The 16,664-nt window shown below is 41.4% G+C and carries 14 protein-coding genes and 2 pseudogenes; 11 read left to right on the top strand and 5 right to left on the bottom strand.

Annotation, left to right across the window (positions count from 1 at the left end):
* Nucleotides 1-49 precede the first annotated feature (49 nt).
* A complete protein-coding gene (locus ACPUEK_RS12365; protein WP_425640942.1) occupies nt 50-925 on the top strand; it encodes a mechanosensitive ion channel family protein in 876 nt (291 codons plus the stop codon).
* 172 nt (nt 926-1,097) lie between these two features.
* Here the strand turns inward: ACPUEK_RS12365 and ACPUEK_RS12370 are convergent, their stop codons facing one another.
* Nucleotides 1,098-2,810, bottom strand: coding sequence for a thiamine pyrophosphate-dependent enzyme (locus tag ACPUEK_RS12370; protein ID WP_425640943.1), 1,713 nt, complete (start codon nt 2,808-2,810; stop codon nt 1,098-1,100).
* 262 nt (nt 2,811-3,072) lie between these two features.
* Between ACPUEK_RS12370 and ACPUEK_RS12375 the strand changes: the two genes are divergently transcribed.
* Nucleotides 3,073-4,197 carry an App1 family protein gene (locus ACPUEK_RS12375; RefSeq protein ID WP_425640944.1) on the top strand — a complete coding sequence of 375 codons (1,125 nt, stop codon included), beginning with the start codon at nt 3,073-3,075 and terminating at the stop codon, nt 4,195-4,197.
* A 179-nt stretch (nt 4,198-4,376) separates the two neighbouring features.
* On the opposite strand, the gene ACPUEK_RS12380 is transcribed toward ACPUEK_RS12375, so the two are convergent.
* The 4 genes from ACPUEK_RS12380 to ACPUEK_RS12395 form a co-directional block, all read right to left on the bottom strand.
* On the bottom strand, nt 4,377-5,060 hold the full coding sequence (locus tag ACPUEK_RS12380) for a hypothetical protein (protein WP_425640945.1): 684 nt from the start codon (nt 5,058-5,060) through the stop codon (nt 4,377-4,379).
* 205 nt (nt 5,061-5,265) lie between these two features.
* The gene (locus ACPUEK_RS12385) at nt 5,266-5,643 is read right to left on the bottom strand and encodes a hypothetical protein (protein WP_417506333.1); all 378 of its coding nucleotides are present in this window, start codon (nt 5,641-5,643) and stop codon (nt 5,266-5,268) included.
* Nucleotides 5,644-5,922: 279 nt separating this feature from the next.
* A complete protein-coding gene (locus ACPUEK_RS12390; protein ID WP_425640946.1) occupies nt 5,923-6,930 on the bottom strand; it encodes an alpha/beta hydrolase family protein in 1,008 nt (335 codons plus the stop codon).
* 114 nt (nt 6,931-7,044) lie between these two features.
* Nucleotides 7,045-7,407, bottom strand: coding sequence for a winged helix-turn-helix transcriptional regulator (locus tag ACPUEK_RS12395; protein WP_425640947.1), 363 nt, complete (start codon nt 7,405-7,407; stop codon nt 7,045-7,047).
* 143 nt (nt 7,408-7,550) lie between these two features.
* On the opposite strand from ACPUEK_RS12395, the pseudogene ACPUEK_RS12400 reads away from it, so the two are divergent.
* The 9 genes and pseudogenes from ACPUEK_RS12400 to ACPUEK_RS12440 all read left to right on the top strand — a co-directional run bounded on the left by ACPUEK_RS12400 (nt 7,551) and on the right by ACPUEK_RS12440 (nt 16,572).
* Nucleotides 7,551-8,229: pseudogene (locus ACPUEK_RS12400) on the top strand (SDR family oxidoreductase).
* 266 nt (nt 8,230-8,495) lie between these two features.
* Nucleotides 8,496-8,942: a carboxymuconolactone decarboxylase family protein gene (locus tag ACPUEK_RS12405; protein ID WP_425640948.1), complete on the top strand. Its 447-nt coding sequence runs from the start codon at nt 8,496-8,498 to the stop codon at nt 8,940-8,942.
* Nucleotides 8,935-9,681 carry a helix-turn-helix domain-containing protein gene (locus ACPUEK_RS12410; protein WP_425640949.1) on the top strand — a complete coding sequence of 249 codons (747 nt, stop codon included), beginning with the start codon at nt 8,935-8,937 and terminating at the stop codon, nt 9,679-9,681. Before ACPUEK_RS12405 ends, ACPUEK_RS12410 begins: the two co-directional genes overlap by 8 nt.
* Before the next feature lie 148 nt (nt 9,682-9,829).
* Nucleotides 9,830-10,511: pseudogene (locus tag ACPUEK_RS12415) on the top strand (hypothetical protein).
* 420 nt (nt 10,512-10,931) lie between these two features.
* Entirely contained in the window at nt 10,932-11,852 is a 921-nt protein-coding gene (locus tag ACPUEK_RS12420) for a hypothetical protein (RefSeq protein WP_425640950.1), read from the top strand.
* Nucleotides 11,845-12,279: a hypothetical protein gene (locus ACPUEK_RS12425; RefSeq protein ID WP_425640951.1), complete on the top strand. Its 435-nt coding sequence runs from the start codon at nt 11,845-11,847 to the stop codon at nt 12,277-12,279. Before ACPUEK_RS12420 ends, ACPUEK_RS12425 begins: the two co-directional genes overlap by 8 nt.
* 445 nt (nt 12,280-12,724) lie before the next feature.
* Entirely contained in the window at nt 12,725-13,108 is a 384-nt protein-coding gene (locus tag ACPUEK_RS12430) for a DUF2195 family protein (RefSeq protein ID WP_425640952.1), read from the top strand.
* An 837-nt stretch (nt 13,109-13,945) separates the two neighbouring features.
* Nucleotides 13,946-14,551: a TIR domain-containing protein gene (locus tag ACPUEK_RS12435; protein ID WP_425640953.1), complete on the top strand. Its 606-nt coding sequence runs from the start codon at nt 13,946-13,948 to the stop codon at nt 14,549-14,551.
* Nucleotides 14,552-14,553: 2 nt separating this feature from the next.
* Nucleotides 14,554-16,572, top strand: a complete 2,019-nt coding sequence (locus tag ACPUEK_RS12440) for a hypothetical protein (RefSeq protein ID WP_425640954.1) — start codon at nt 14,554-14,556, stop codon at nt 16,570-16,572.
* The last annotated feature ends 92 nt before the right edge of the window (nt 16,573-16,664 follow it).

The raw sequence follows: 16,664 nt of genomic DNA on the forward strand, positions 1-16,664 counted from the left end.
CAATCTGAGCGCTGGCATTCAAGTTTCAGTCATTTTAAGGAGTATACTGATGAAATTTATGGAGCCTCTGCAAGAGAAAGCTCACAGCATGTGGCTGGGAACAATTGAAATGTTGCCTTTGTTCTTTATTGCCGCCATCGTTTTATTCCTTACTTGGTGTGTATCCGCTGTTTTAACACACCTACTCAGACAATCTTTCAAACGCTCCAATATACGCCCTTCGTTACGAGACCTATTTATTACCTTAACGAAAGTAACCCTATGGACGATAGGTGTATTGCTTGCGGTCACTGTTATATTCCCAAGCCTCACTCCGGCCAAATTACTTACAGTATTAGGCCTAGGCTCCGTTGCTGTTGGGTTGGCGTTTAAAGATATCTTCGAAAACTTTTTTGCGGGTATCTTGATCATGCTTCGAAAGCCTATGCGCATCAACGATTACATCGAGTGCGAAGGCATTAGCGGTCGAGTTGAAAAAATTACAGTTAGAGAAACTTATCTTCGTGAAGTCGATGATCAACTTATTGTCGTGCCGAACAGTTTTTTGTTTAAAAACCCTGTTTATATACTGACAGACCTTGCAATACGGCGTTTCGACCTTGTCGTTGGTGTGGCCTACGGTGAGGATGTTAACAAAGCACGTGAGGTCATCATTGGAGCACTTGAAAACATTGAAGAGATCGATCAAGACCGCGGTATTGAAGTATACGCCCGAGAATTTAACGCTTCTTCGCTGGATTTTACCGTGCGCTGGTGGGCGAAATCTGACCCGCTAAGCATGCATGTAAGTCGCGATCGAGTCGTTACTGCCATCAAATATGGACTTGATAACGCTGGTATTGAAATTCCGTTCCCATATCGCACACTGACGTTTAAGGAACCTTTGAGCTTAACGAGTCGCGAAGAGGACTCAACGACCGAATAAACAGCCAAGAGAAAGATGAGCGTTTCTTTTTAGCTGGCGAATTGCTTGGCCAGTGTCTCGATTTCTTCGCCCATATCTCTAGCAGAAATAGAGGTCAAAAAATCCCCATGAACATGGTTGCTGTTCATGGGGAGTTCTGATTGCGTAAAAATCACTTCAATGAGCTCGATTTTTAGCGAAGAAAGTTATCTTTAAGCAAATCTGTCACTTCACTCATACGACCGTTTAGTACCGCTTTAATACCGAACAAGGCGGTTGAAGCAACTTGGCCTGCCTCAATTTTAGGAGGCATAACAAGCTCCATAGGGCTGACTTTGACATCCAGCAAAGCAGGTTTGTCTGAAGCTAGCCATTGTTTCATGGCGTTATCAATGTCTTCCGGCTTCTCAACCCGCCAAGCATCCAAGCCCATTGCTTTCGCTACTTCTGCAAAATCAGGGTTTTGCAACTTAGTGAAGCTGTCTAGCTGCCCTTCAACGCGCTGCTCCATTTCAACAAAACCAAGGGATTCATTGTTGTAAATAAGCAGTTTTACTGGGATATTTTCCTGCACCAAGGTTAATAAATCCCCCATCAACATGGTCATGCCGCCGTCACCACAAAGTGCGATGACTGGACGATCAGGATACGCTTTCGCAATCCCCATTGCCTGGGGATAAGCATTGGCCATAGTGCCATGAGATAAACTAGTAAGAAAACGGCGTGACCCTTTTGCTTCTAAATGGCGCAATAACCATACCATTGGTGAGCCACCATCTGCGGTAAAGATAGCATTATCACCGACTAACTCATTAAGTCTTCGTGTCACTGTTTGGGGATGTATCAAAGAGTGATCTGAAACTTCTTCTTTGCGATAACCCTCTAAATCTTTTTGCCATTGCTTTAGAGCTTTATCGAGATGGGCTTCATCGCTGCGTTGACTCAATTTTGGCAACAGCTGTTGGATGGTTGCCTTTACATCACCCGTCAAACCCAAGTCAATTGGGCAGCGTTTACCCAGATGGGTGGTATCGAGATTAACCTGTGCGATTTTGGCATTTGTCGGGTAGAACTGTGTATAGGCAAAATCCGTTCCCAAACAAATTAATAGGTCACAATCCAGAACGGCTTCCATTCCTGCTTTATTACCCAAAATCCCTGTCATTCCAGCATTAAAAGGGTTATTTGGCTCAATAAATTCTTTGGAGCGCGTACTGTGGACGATCGGAGCATTAAGACATTTCGCTAATCGAATAAGCTCTTCGTTGGCACCTTTTGCACCAATGCCCGCATAGAGCGTAATCTTTTCGGCCTCATCGATAAGCCCAACTAGCTTATCCATCTCTTCGGGATTTGGGTGAGTAACAGGCTGAGTTCGATGCACTGACCAATGCATATCACTGTGCATCTTTTCTTTGAACATATCACCATTTACAACCACAACGGCCACACCTTGATGGGCTAATGCTGCTTGAGCCGCTTGCGTGACAATTCGTTGAGCTTGATCAGGATGAGATATTCTTTCACAAAACACAGAGCATTGTTCATATAGCTTGGTTTGATCAACTTCTTGAGGAAAATTAAGCCCCTCTTCTTGGCGATCCACGTTCGAAGCAATAAATACTAGGGGCGATCCATTTCGATGAGATTCAAAAATACCATTGATGAAGTGAAGACTGCCTGGGCCACATGTTCCTGCACAAAGCGCTAATTCTTGAGTCATGTAGGCTTCTGCGCCAGCAGCAAATGCCCCAACCTCTTCATGACGCACATGAACCCAGTCTATTTCAGAGGTTCGAATTTTATCTGTAAAGTGGTTGATTGTATCACCAACAACGCCGTAGCAGCGCTTTGCGCCAGCGTTAGCCAATGTTTCAACGATTACTTCAGCAACATCTTTGCTCATCTTCATTTACTCCTTTCGTAACGTGTAAACTAATAATGACGCAGTAACTTATCGCTGTCTCAATGATTGGATGACTTTCTTCGAATATGCAAAGAAGTACGCTAAAAACACAATGTTCAAAGAATACGGCTTCATCCCCCTATAATTCATCGAACAATGGTCATCAAAGACAAGACTAGTACGTTATTTTTTACTATACGTAGCATATTTGATAGCCTCACAGCATAAACCACCGTTCAACTATCATCAGGCCTTATTTAGAATGCATAAAACTGTTCGCCGATGTGTATACCGCCTTGAGAGGCGCTATGACAAGCTCAAGCATCGCTTCAAGCGTTGGCGTGGCTACGCACCAGTGGTCGTAGAGCCTTATATGACCTACGGTACGAGAGATGAATTATGGGTTTCCGGTCGATTGTTAGAAGCCAAGGGTGTGCAAGGAACCATCGAGGACAGTAACTGGAAAAACTTCGTACACATGATGCGTCGTTACCAGAGCGCGGAAATCCCTTTCACAGAAATTCAACTGACACTTGGTGCTGACAAACGTAATGTCTATACCGATGGCAATGGCTATTTTCACTACCGATGGCCTACTCCACCCAAAAAAGATGTCGAACAACCTTGGACAAAAGTCACGTTACAACCCGCTGACACTGGGCTGCCCAAAGCGCAAATGTATACCGTGGCAGAGATATCCATACCTGATGATAATACCGAGTTTGGCGTAGTCAGCGATGTGGACGACACCATCATGCACACAGGTGCCACAAGCTTTTTGAAACATACAAAAACCGTCCTGTTCAACAATGCCCACAGTCGCACGCTATTACCTGGCACGTCGGAGTTTTACAGCGCCTTGCATAAAGGCACTACGGGTAACGCTAATAACCCGTTTTTCTATGTCTCCAGCAGCCCGTGGAATATTTACGATTTGATCGCCGAATTTATACGTATCAACAACCTTCCAAAAGGGCCAATATTGCTAAAAGATTTTGGCTTACGTGAAGATCGCTGGTTTAAAAGTGGCCACCAAGATTATAAAACTGATCGTATCAAAACCATCTTAAAAACATACCCAAACTTAAAATTAGTCTTGGTCGGTGATTCAGGACAGCAGGATGTTTACGCTTATTTAAAGATTGCTAAAGCTTATCCAGACAGGATCTTAGCCGTTTATATTCGTGACTTAAAACCGAACGATCGATCGGAAAAAATCACGTCCGCAGCCAATGAATATGCTGATTACCAAGTACCTTTTGCTTTTATTCAAAGTGCTGGCGATGCCGTCGAGCATGCTAAAGGACTCTGCTTGGTAACAGATCAAGCCGTCAAATCCGTTAAAATGGATGCCGCGGCAGATAAGTCTGAAAATACTATTGATTAGTGTAATTACGAAATTTACTTTTTAGTAAGCAGGTACCTTATCTAGGATTAGGATGCTGAAAATGTAGACTACAATCAAAGAACCAAAATATGGCTATGCCACTTTAATGGCATTATAAAAAAGCCAGCTGTTAATAAAGCTGGCTGATTGCAAAAAATGTCAGTGGAGGTTATTGAAATTTAAGAATCCGCATGTGATGTAGCTTCAAATGTTTCGATGTCTTCAAAACTTCCAAACCAAAACTCAGAGCTCAGCAAGCTGAATTGACGAGATGAGCCGTTATCAGTGATTTGTTGCAGCTGCCAAATAATGCCAGGTGCTTCTGCGAACGTATCACCTTGTATCTGATCTTCATAAAGGCGGTGTATTAAAGCATCTTCACTTTGACCGTTGGCCAATAAACGCACCATCGCAGACTGCGGTGAGGTATCAAAAATCTCCATATCCTCGTCATTGGCCGCCGATACCGTCAGCTCTAATGCAACACCCGTTGGCTGCGCAAAGGTCCCATTGAAGGCTTCTCGCAACAGTGCGTAGGCGCTAAACAAAGATTCGTGATAAAGGCAGTTTGGATACTGCTCCCAAGCGCGATCATCCAGCATGTCGTGACTTATTTGATCTACCTTACCTTCTGTCAACTCAGGGAAAAGATGTGTTAGTACAATCGCTGCCGCCTCTTGAGGTGTTTGATCGTTAAATGACATCATGCACATTTCGCGCAGCTCCGACGAACTCATCGCTTCGACATCATCATCAAAGCCCATCAACGCGAGCATGGCTTTATAGTCAGAATCAGACCACGCATTATCGATCTGCTTAATTTTCTTGAAAGAATCAATTTGAACAGTAAATTTAGGTTGCATCTGGTACTCCTTGTTGGAACGCCTGCATTCAATAAAAGACGCTATTCGTCTTAAATGTTGGAACGCCTGCATTCAATAAAAGACGCTATTCGTCTTAAATGTTGCAACCCATGCTACGCCTAATAAAATGCTTTGAATACCGACCGACGTTAAGATCCACTTTGTGCGCTAAATTGACAAATATAATCAAAATATAGGATTCAAATTAGTTTTTAGCGTTGTCAGATGAACTTTGCTGAGCCAATATTCTAGACACAACTGGATCGCTCTCATCTTCCCAGTTCAAATCATTAAGCGCACCTGTCCCTTCTAAAAAAGCATACGCCGCCGCTTGCGCATCTTGGCTTCCTAGTGCTCTGCCATATACGTAGTAAGCAATCATTTTCGACACCACACGATAGGCTTCAAACTCATCCAGCCTTAACTTGAGCTCCTCCACTAACAACGTAGCCTGCTTCCAGCCATAGGCCTTCACCACAGAGTGACATGCCCCTTCCTTAAGAGAAGCCCCCTGCTCAACGGTTAACCCATGCATCACGTAACCAATCTTACCAGCCGTATTCCAGTTATTAAAAAAGCCCAAAACACCACCTAAATAGACCTATGAATGTGCTGGTAATTTTATCGCATTAGAAGAAGGCGTACCTATTCGGATTCATCTCTAAAAATGCTTTTTTGCGTCAACCATAGGTTTGTGGAGCAAACAAATTTACCAACGGCTGAAAGTCGCAGGCCTGATAAAGGTAATGGAGATCAATACTCTACATCGAACAAATTATCGACTAAGAATGTGTTTAGAATTCAAGCAGCCAAGAAGCTATCATATAAGTTGAATTCGCATGCTATCAACTAAGATTAACGTTTATTTACTCGTCATTATCTCAACAATTTTTGCATTTAAATCACGCAAGAATACAGAACGATCAAATCCTTCAGGGTCTTTAGCAACAGAGATATCTTCCTCTTCTGTTAGCCACTTAGGAAAAGGCGCTATAAAAGCGTAATGATGCCCTTTTACAACATGATATTCACTGGGCATATTAGATGAAAAAGCTATATACAATGGAAGAGCATGGTATTGAGGTATGGCTATACTGTCGGAGTCAAATGCAATAACATCCAAATCACTCATAGACAGTTTTGAAGTAGTCTCAATCCCTTGAAAAACTGGGGCTACCAATACAACTTTCCCAGTAATTAACGGCTGTTCCTTAAACGAATCACTTATGGGGGTCAACACAACATCGTGACGAAAGGACTGAATGAGGCGATAGATCCAACCAGGATCCTCACAGAAACTTGGATCCAATGACTGGTTCTGGTCACAATAATCTTTATAGCGTTGTGATGAAAATGTGGCTCCCGATGCCAACATAATAGAAACACTCCCTAGAGAGTAACCTAAACCGTGTACTTTATTCGCATTTACATAATTACTGAACTCCGACGACTTAATAACAGCATTAAGTGCTTTAGAGAGTTCAAAGTATCTGTAATTCAACGCGGCTGCAGTATCACTGCCTCCTAGTAGATAGTCAGCCTCATGCTGAGGAGCGACCACAACATACCCAGCATTAACAAGCGCTTGAATTGTTAAATAATGATTTCTATAAAAACCATTATAGCCATGTGAAAACAGTACTATTTCATGCTTACCCGTCAAGATTGGTGCATCCTTAGCTATTTCTACATCGAACGGCCCTAAACGCTGGTTTACTGGTGGCGTTTCGCTTGGATACCAAGCACTGAGACTTACACCCTCTGTTGAGATTTCTCGAAAGCCAACAGCATGCGCTGTCATCGAAAAAATTAGACTGCTAAAAAGAAGTATTAGTAATCTTTTGCAAATCAATTCACTTAAAAAATACATTTTTAATGTTTATCCCTGTCAATAAAAACCTAGTTTACAACAATAACTGACACATTTAGCAATTCAGAAAGCTTAGCTAGTTATCACTTTTTTTAGTGTGTGACTTGTTTAGTACTAATGCCCTGACTGCAATTTCGCTCGATGCTCAGTCATCCATTGAGCGAGCGAATCTAAGGTCGGTTTTAGCGTTTTGCCTAGCTCTGTAATTTTATACTCCACCCTTGGCGGCATCTCGGGATGCACTGTTCTTGTCACTAGGCCAAGTGCTTCAAAAGAGCGCAATTGTTTTGTGAGCTCTTTCTGGGTAATTGGTGCTATCGCACGCTGCAGCGAGTTAAAACGAATATATCCTTCCGTAATAATGAGCCTATACAAAATAGGAATTGCCCACTTCCCTGAAACGATATTAACAAAATCAACCATCGGGCAAGGCGAATCGAACTGTGAAGTCATAAAATATTTCTCTTTAGTATCCAATTGGTACCTACTATCTAAAGAATACTAAAGAGATCACAATAAGGCCATCAATTTAATAACGGAGAAAAGCTGTGACTAGATTAGCGGGTAAATTTGCACTGATTACCGGAGGCAGCTCTGGGATCGGCTTAGAAACGGCCAAAATGTTTATCCATGAAGGTGCGAGCGTTGCGATTACTGGTCGAAATCGAGAAGCTCTTGAGCACGCCAAGTGTGTACTCGGTGACAAAGTTCTTCTACTCCAAAGCGATGCAAAAAAACTCCAGCGTTCAGTTGGACGTGATCAACCGCCTGAAGCAACACTGGCCAAGACTGGATATTCTTCATATAAATGCTGGTGACGTAACACATATGCCAATGAATTGCTGGGACGAGACTAGATTTGACACAATTGTCGATACCAACTTCAAAGGCCCGTTCTTTCTAATACAGGCTTGCCTAGACTTTTTTTCAAATAGAGCATCGGTCATTTTATGTGGCACAGTGTCTGCTCATATTGGTTTAGCACAGAGTAGCGTTTATGCCGCCAGCAAAGCTGCTCTAATGTCATTAAGTCGAACGCTGTCGGGCGAGCTACATGCTCAAGGCATACGTTTTAATGTGCTTAGCCCTGGGCCGACACATACCCCAGCCTTTAAAAAATTTGGTTTAGAAGAGCAACAAGAAAAAGCACTGATTGAAGAAGTTAAGCAGCTCGTACCACTTGGCAGAATGGGGACACCACAAGAAATCGCGCATGCCGCCGTTTTCCTCGCATCGGATGAATCTTCTTACATGCTTGGAACAGAAATACTGGTAGATGGCGGAGTCAGAAATTTATAACTATCTCTTTTCAACTAACCTCGATACAGACAACCAAGCCTGTGTCGAGGCTTAGCTAATACGTTACTCATCCGATAGCAACATATAACTTACCTAATTAAAGACAATATTGCTCACCTCGCAAGATACTCGCACTTGATTCGGGAAAATAGCGCCCTGCCATTAATTATTGATGACAGGTTTAATTCAGAACAAACGTCGATTTTATTCAATTATTCAGCAATCTTCGCACTTATACTGCTTTTCAAACCTAACGGAGAGAAGCAATGAAAAGAGCTGATTACGTCAATTTACCCTCTACCTTACTAAATTACCTTTTTGATCAAGAAGCATTGATCAAGCAAGAAGCTGAAGAAACTTTTGGTCTCTCGATTTGGGAGTTAGTTAAGCTACGCTCATCACAAATAAATCAATGTGCCTACTGTATTGCAATGCACACGAAACAAGCGCGACAGTATGGGGAAAATAATAATAGAATTATTGGATTGAGTGCATGGCGTGATATGCCCTTTTACACCACTAAAGAATGCCTAGCGCTTGAGTTATGTGAAAAACTGACGCAATCTGAAGCTATAGACGATATGTTTTATGCAAAACTGACCCAAGAATTCGATGATAAGGCTTTGTTGACCCTAACGATTGCTATTAATGCGATCAATAGCTGGAATCGAGTCGTCAAAATGTTTAAGCCAAACGTGGACTTCAATGACTGAAGCGCTTTCTCTCGATATAGAAGCACCTCAAGGTGATGCCAGTAAGTATGTGCAGGCCATTTGGCTTGCACGTAGCGCTTTGGCTGGAGAGGTATGGCTTCCAAGTGATGCTGGGACAGGCGTCACATTTTTAATAAAAGGAAGTGACCTCGTTGACAATGCACCAATCAAATACGCCTATGACTTCCAACGACATTCTATACAATCCAAAAAGCTTAGTTACTCATCTGAAATGTTACTTTTTGGGCTTCGCTTTCAACCTGCAGGCTTCACTCAATTAGAATCTTTCGGACATCCTCTAACTGATCCTAAAAACCTAGCTTTCATTGCGAAAAAAGTAAGATGCTGCTCCGATTTAACAGACTTTAAAAAAATTTTAGAGCCTTTTTTTGACTTTAGCCAAACGCATGATCATATTGCCGATTTCACGCGAGCTTTTATCCAACAACTCAGCGAGCACACTTCTCTTCTTGATGCTCTCGGTCAAATCCCCGTTAGTCAGCGCCAGATAGAAAGACATATCAAGCATCAGTGTGGCATTACACCAAAGCATTTGGAGCGGATATATCGTATTCGCCATGCAATGAATGAGATCAAAACAAAAACAGACAGCACTCTAACTCAAATCGCTTTGGAATGCGGTTTCTCTGACCAGTCTCATCTAGTGAGAGAATTTAAGAGCATCGTTAAGATTACACCAGCAAAGTACCGAACACTTATTGCAGCACACAAAAGATAAAAACGATAATTTTTATACGTAAAATATCTATAAGCATCAGCTTCGAATAGCCTTATCCGTTTTACCAAAACTTCTTCTACCGTTGGCACCGACCCTACCCTAGACGCTATTTCCCTGATCGTACTCATAAACGGCAAGAAGACAACTTATAAGTATTGCCGACACGCCCTACTATCACTGCGTTTCACGCTGTGTGCGACGGACTTTTCTTTGCGGACACGACCCTCTCGCCGGACAAAGCTATGAACATCGAAATGGACATCAGCTGGTTTCTGAGAGAACTAAATGAAAATATCGCACGTCAAGCCAACTTCGAAGACCAATGTACAGATAGGTTCTGGGAAGGTCGATTCAAATCCCAGGCCTTACTCGACGAAGCTGCACTGATGGCTTGCATGGCCTATGTCGATCTAAATCCAGTACGCGCTAAAATGACTGATACACCTGAGCACTCTGACCATACCAGCATCAAAAAACGCATTTACAGCGCTAAGCAAAACCAACAGCCTAAAACACTTCATCCATTTATTGGTAATCCGCGAGAAGATCAACCCAAAGGCTTACCCTTTAAACTCGAAGATTATCTTGAACTTGTCGATCTGACTGGCCGCATTGTGCGCCAAGATAAACGCGGCAGTATCGACCTATCCTTTGCACCGATACTGCAACGCCTCAACATCCCATCGGAAAGCTGGCTCACCATCGCCACCCAATTCGAACAACACACCTTCGCCGCCGTCGGCACAGAAGCCATCTTATCCAACTACTACCAAAACGCCGGCTACAAACGAAGGCCTAAGATCAGCAAAGCGAAACAGCTACTCGCCTAACTAATCTCCTGCTTCCCTATTCAATTGCCAAATGGCAAGACACCCGCTCGCCTTAAACTCGTCAAAACAGCGAAGATACGGCTAATTCCCTAACTTTTGACCACAAAAAATCCACTTTCGACTGAAACTGGCTAGTTTTGGTGCTACTTAGAACTGAGTTATTAATCACTTTTTAAGGTGGGTGTCCTAATTAACCAATCTGGTTTAGATTGAAACTGGCTAGCTGTTTGGTGGAAATTAAAATTGAAGCGCCAGGCATTTTTTAAGGTGGGCGTTCTAATAACTGTTAACTGTTAACTGTTAACTGTTAACTGTTAACTGTAATTAATTCCAAAACCTTACAAAAAAATTACTTTTTTTAGATACAAAAAAGAGTTACTTACTGATAACTTCATACAAATAATTTAAAGGAGTAAATGAATGTCCATTAAAGGAATTGAGTCTTACAAAGAAAGTCTACTACGTAGCAACATAGAACTTACGGTTAATTTTCAAGATCTTTTCGATAAAATAGATAAGACTCCAGACTTAAACGGAGCCGGGGTAAAATATATAGACTCAGAATATACCATAATTGAGTTGCGTCCTTTTGCACAAACCTGTTTGAAGTATCCCACTTACGTTGTCTTTAGAGAACCCCCTAAAGATTTCTCTTCAAGCGAATTTGCATCCTTCCTCAAACAAAATCAGAGCAACGTTAGAGAACAAAAGCTAGTCGAAGAGATCACTAATACAGCGATAAGTTGTACTGGCGCAATATTAGGCTGGATTGCTGTGATTGGATCAGCTGGTATGGTACCTATTTCAGGAGGAGGATCGACAGTAATCACTTATTTATCATATGGAGCAGCAGTTGCTGGAACGGTACAGTGCTTTAATGGTATGTATAGAGTTCATGAAGAGGCAGAAGGGAATGGCCAACAAGTCGACGAACTATCCAAACAAGCATGGTATAAATTAATGTCTTCAGCACTTGAGTACATTTCACTTGCTGCCGCAAGTGCTGCGGCAGCTACCACATTGAAGTCGCTTAAATTATTTAAAGCTAGCACTGGTAAGGATTACACTGCTTTACTGAAAGGGCTTTCACGTGCAGAGCGAAGACGACTAACATTAGAAGTTCTTCGTGTGAATAATCCAAGAGTAAGCAATAGTGTCCTTAAGAAAATGATGGGGATCGGGTTGAAGCCTAAACGCTACTCCTCGTCTGCTATAAAAAAAGCTTATGCCATACAACTTAGCGATGCAGTAAGCGCTTCTTTATCAATTGGAGGAAGTATCTATTCAGGAAAAATAAACTCACTAGCAGTTGGAGTTTGGGAGGAAGTGTGGGATGAATAATCAAGACTTTCTTTGGCCCTTTCCTCCTTGGAGATTAAGTACTGCATTTTTATTAGTAACCTTATTTTCAATGATATCTGGCGGCTCCTCCGCCTTTATACTTGTAAAATTATTAAATGGTGATTCTTTTTCGCGCTTGGCCATAGTTTTAATATATGCGCTTCTATTTTGCGCTATTAATATAACTTTAATTCTTGGCAAGAATAAGTTCGTAACTGCGTTACTTTTATATCAATTCACCTCCATAGCAATCCAAGCAATTGGCATTATAACTATGGGGGTTGCCTCCATTAATATATTTATCGTAGCAATAGGAGTGCTATCTATATTTATTATAAACAGCAGCTATTACAAAGGTTTTATCTTTTACAGAAAAAAACACATGAATGTAATAAAGACCTTAAAATATAATCACACTCGAGAATAATTATATCCAAAAGTCATTGATTTTCGTCGAGAACCTAGATCTTGATACAAACTATATAAAAGCCTAATTATTAAGGGACATGCGATTAAGTCGGTAACATGAGAAAATTTTACCGACTCAGCCGACTACGATTACTACCAACCATGAACTAGCTATCCTTCGCAGATACCAAATTTACCAGAAATGCCGAAAAATTCGTAAAATACTAATTTTAAAAGTTGCATACAAGGCTGGGCGAGTGCATGAACATAATTTGTATAGAAAAATAGATTGTTTTTTAAAAAAATAACAGCCTTTACACAAAAAATATCAGAGGGCGTTAGACAATGGATCTCTTTATGAGAGTTTTTGACCTGGTTTTGATCGAATTATGTTCATTGAAATGTGTTTTTCTGGTTAAAAAATAGTCATGCGCTCGCCCTAGCATACAAGGGATTTTCAACAAATGGTGGCACTAAAGTATAACATTGTTTTTTTAGCATTTACGCTTAGTATTTCTTTACATGCTAATGAAGCTATCTCCAATGAAATAAAAATTAATAATACTGTAGAAAAGTGTATTACTTTCTCCCCCATTAGCTCTAGAAATGAAAAAAATTCTGTATTAATGAGTATTAAAGCTAACGTAGAAAAGCCTACTTATGAGTGCGGCTGTAGATCTATGATGCTTGATTATAGTGTTGATATGAAAAGTAATAAAGGACCTTTTCAAATCCTAAGCTCTAAGGTTTCAGTTTTATCATCTCAAGAAATGTTACTGCCTTTAAGCACTGATTCAGAGCTCATTACTTCTCAAGAATTGATGATTAATTTTTCATGTAGCAATTAATTTACATCAAAATGGCGTTTTATAAACTGAAGCGCCATTATTGCCGTAGAACCTGAGCAACACTCCCTTCACCTCCGTGGGCACTGAAATCATTTTATCCAACTACTACCAAAACATCGGCTACAAACGAAGGCCCAAGATCAGGAAATCTAAAAAGCTACTGGCCTAATCGGGCTATTCCCCTCCTCGCTTTTACCATTACCTAACGAGTAAGGTACTTACTCGCTTTAAAACCGCCAAAACAGCGCTGATACAGCCAACCTCTCAACTAAAATGCATAAAAAAAGCCAGTTTCGACTGAAACTGGCTAGTTGTTTGGCACTCGTTAGAACTGAGTTACCAGTCACTTTTTAAGGTGGGTGTCCTAATTAACCAGCGAGTCAATTTTAAGATGGGTGTCTCAATAACTTTACTGCCCCTTATGTATCAACTTAGACGCAAAAAATCCAGTTTTGGTTAGAACTGGCTGATTTAGAGGATCTGATTAGAACTGAGTGGCGAGTCACTTTTTAAGGTGGGTGTCTCAATAAACTTCTCGTTAGAACTGAGTTACCAGTCACTTTTTTAAGTGGGTGTCTTGATTAACCATTAAAATCTACGAAACAGCTCCTTTATGTGCCAATTTAGACGCAAAAAATCCAGTTCTAGTTAGAGCTGGCTGTTTTAGAGGATCTGATTAAAACCGAGTGGTGATTCACTTTTTATGATGGGTGTCTCAATTAATCGTGGGTACCCTAATTAATATTTTAAGGCGGGTGTCTCAATTAATTGCTAATTGTGTCGGTTTTTGCTGAAATCTAACAACCATTTTATATCTCATACAAAAAGGAATTTTCGATGCACTTGAATATCCCCTTATCAACAACATCAAAACACAAAACCTTTATCAGCTTCCATCATGCCGACGACGAAAAACGCCATAAATTTGAAAAGGAATTTAGCCAACAGTTTGATGGCTTTGTTTCTCGTTCTGTACAAGATGGCGATATTGATCCTAATAAAAAAACAGATGATATTCGTCGTATTATACGAGAAAAATTTATTAAGGATGCAACGGTGACTGTGGTGCTCATCGGACAAGGTACTTGGCGTAGAAAGCATGTGGACTGGGAAATAGCTTCCAGTATTCGCAATACAAAAAACAACCCTAGAACCGGACTAATTGGTATTTTATTACCGAGCTACAGCGCCAGTGGCTCCTCTTTAAAGAAAACTGTAGACGGTCGTAAATTCTATAACCCTCATACCATCCCCCCTCGTCTTTATGACAATGTGGAATGTGGCTTTGCCAAAATTTACTCTTGGCCTCGTAGTGGCGATGAGTTACGCCAGTGGATTCACGATGCTTACCTAAAACGCGATGACAAAACTTGCTTGCCTACAAATCGCCGAGATAGTTTCGCAAGCAACCGATCTGAGTTCCAAAAACAATGGCAGCCTTAATAATGAATACCGAGTTTAAGCCCCCTCTCGCGTTGCATTTTATCTGGCATCCTAGTGATCAAGAGTCGGCTCAGCCGATTCTTGATGCAGTGCAATCATACCTTGCTCGTGATGTAGATCGCCCCTTTTCTCGGGGGTTAAATATTCCATTGTTTTTCTATAGTTCGGCATCGCCTAATGCGGTTCCTGAAGGCTCGCCGATCTCAATTGCTAAGCGAGATGTTGTCTTTATTCTGACCAGTAAAAACACATCAGGACGCAAAGCGTGGCAAACATATTTTGATCAGCTCCCATTGTCCAACTCACTTTGCGCTCTCCCTATCGCACTTGACGAATTGGGCTTACAACACGGAAGTAACGGACGCTTAACCAATCTTAATTTCATTAGAGCATACAGCTTTGAAGGCGAGCACCGAAAACAAGCTTTGTTAGTTCGTATCGCCCATGAAGTCTATCGTTATGGCTTTGTAGAGATAGACCCAACCCGCCCCGGTAAAGATTCGTCGATCAAATTGTTTTTAAGCCATGCCAAATCGGGAAATACTGGACGTTTACACGCCGAAGCTATTTACCGATATATCGATACAACGAATATGTCTCGCTTTTTCGATGCTACAGAAATATCACCAGGCTTTAAGTTTAATGAAGAAATCATTAAGCATATTCAAGACTCAACCTTGGTCACTATCGGCTCTGACGATTACTCTTCTCGCTATTGGTGCCAACGGGAGATTCTGTGTGCAAAAGAACACCAACGTCCTATTCTTGCAGTGGATTGCCTGGAAGAATATGAAGACCGCATATTTCCCGCTAGCTCAAATATACCTTGCGTCCATATCACAGCCAATACACCACTCAATGAGAAAGATATATTACGTATCTTAAATGCTGCGCTATTAGAAACTATCCGCCATCAACATACACAAAAAGCCTTAGCGGAATACCAAAAACAAAAGTGGATATCAAAAGATTGTATAACTTTGCCAAGACCGCCTGAAATTCGACAAATAGCCAAAGCCAAACAGGAAGGAAAAACTCAGGTTTGCTATCCTGACCCAGCACTTTATATGGAAGAAGCAGATTGGCTCTCATATTTTGAGGTCGAAGCATTTACTCCTCTTTGGTCTCCAGAAAAGCGAGATATTTTAGAGAATATTCATATCGGTATTTCTATATCGGCAGCACCAAACGACAGCTTCTCCAGCCACCATTTGCCTTCCGATCACTTAAAACGCTTTTCACAGGATCTAGCCCGTCACCTCTTAGCACGCGCAGGGACATTAATCTATGGTGGAGATTTAAGAGACGATGGCTTCACACAATTCATCCTTGATGAAGCAGTTGCCCTTAAATCACGTCTCGACTCAGACAGCATTCATATTATTAATCACATTGCTTGGCCCATTCATATCGAGGACGAAAAGCTGATTGAATGGCGCGCTAAATACTACAATATTATCAATATGCAAGAGCATGATGCTCCTAACGATATACTTAACTCAATTGACCCAAATATCTACCTAAAGCCCTCTACGACAGATAACCGCTATATCTGGTCACGCTGCTTAACTGAAATGCGGGAGAAATCTATTGCTGAATCCGATGCACGAGTTTGTGCAGGTGGCAAGCTATCAGGCTATTTAGGCATGATGCCCGGTATATTGGAAGAAGTCTTGATATCTCTTGATCAAAATAAACCTATTTACTTGCTTGGAGGCTTTGGTGGTCTAGTTACAGAAGTTTGCCAATCAATTTTACAAAATAAGATAACCGAACCACTGACCGAAACATGGCAAACTCACAATAACGAGGGCTACCAAGCACTGCAAGAAAAGGCCAGACGAACAGGTCATCATGCGGATTACGAAGTGATTAAACCTAAACTAGAAAATATCGACCTTAATCAGCTCGCAAGCAATGCTGGACTAGACGAAGAGGAGTATAAACGCTTATTTGAGTCGCCCTTTATCGATGAATGCATCCATATCATTCTCAAAGGCCTAGAGTCCCTCAATAGTTAAATCTTTGCACCTTAATCATAAGATAAGAGCCAATATCTGGCCCTTATCTTATGATGGAGCTTATACCATCAACAGCACATTACTAAAGTTAC

It is taken from the genome of Marinomonas gallaica (assembly GCF_049821165.1).
GTDB lineage: Bacteria > Pseudomonadota > Gammaproteobacteria > Pseudomonadales > Marinomonadaceae > Marinomonas > Marinomonas gallaica.

Bases quoted from the DNA above. Each gene is read 5' to 3' on its own strand.
- ACPUEK_RS12410 (WP_425640949.1), top strand. From the start codon at position 8,935: ATGACTGAAGCGCTTTCTCTCGATATAGAAGCACCTCAAGGTGATGCC.
- ACPUEK_RS12365 (WP_425640942.1), top strand. From the start codon at position 50: ATGAAATTTATGGAGCCTCTGCAAGAGAAAGCTCACAGCATGTGGCTG.
- ACPUEK_RS12440 (WP_425640954.1), top strand. From the start codon at position 14,554: ATGAATACCGAGTTTAAGCCCCCTCTCGCGTTGCATTTTATCTGGCAT.
- ACPUEK_RS12380 (WP_425640945.1), bottom strand. From the start codon at position 5,060: ATGCAACCTAAATTTACTGTTCAAATTGATTCTTTCAAGAAAATTAAG.
- ACPUEK_RS12375 (WP_425640944.1), top strand. From the start codon at position 3,073: ATGCATAAAACTGTTCGCCGATGTGTATACCGCCTTGAGAGGCGCTAT.
- ACPUEK_RS12420 (WP_425640950.1), top strand. From the start codon at position 10,932: ATGTCCATTAAAGGAATTGAGTCTTACAAAGAAAGTCTACTACGTAGC.
- ACPUEK_RS12430 (WP_425640952.1), top strand. From the start codon at position 12,725: ATGGTGGCACTAAAGTATAACATTGTTTTTTTAGCATTTACGCTTAGT.
- ACPUEK_RS12435 (WP_425640953.1), top strand. From the start codon at position 13,946: ATGCACTTGAATATCCCCTTATCAACAACATCAAAACACAAAACCTTT.
- ACPUEK_RS12425 (WP_425640951.1), top strand. From the start codon at position 11,845: ATGAATAATCAAGACTTTCTTTGGCCCTTTCCTCCTTGGAGATTAAGT.
- ACPUEK_RS12390 (WP_425640946.1), bottom strand. From the start codon at position 6,930: ATGTATTTTTTAAGTGAATTGATTTGCAAAAGATTACTAATACTTCTT.
- ACPUEK_RS12370 (WP_425640943.1), bottom strand. From the start codon at position 2,810: ATGAGCAAAGATGTTGCTGAAGTAATCGTTGAAACATTGGCTAACGCT.
- ACPUEK_RS12405 (WP_425640948.1), top strand. From the start codon at position 8,496: ATGAAAAGAGCTGATTACGTCAATTTACCCTCTACCTTACTAAATTAC.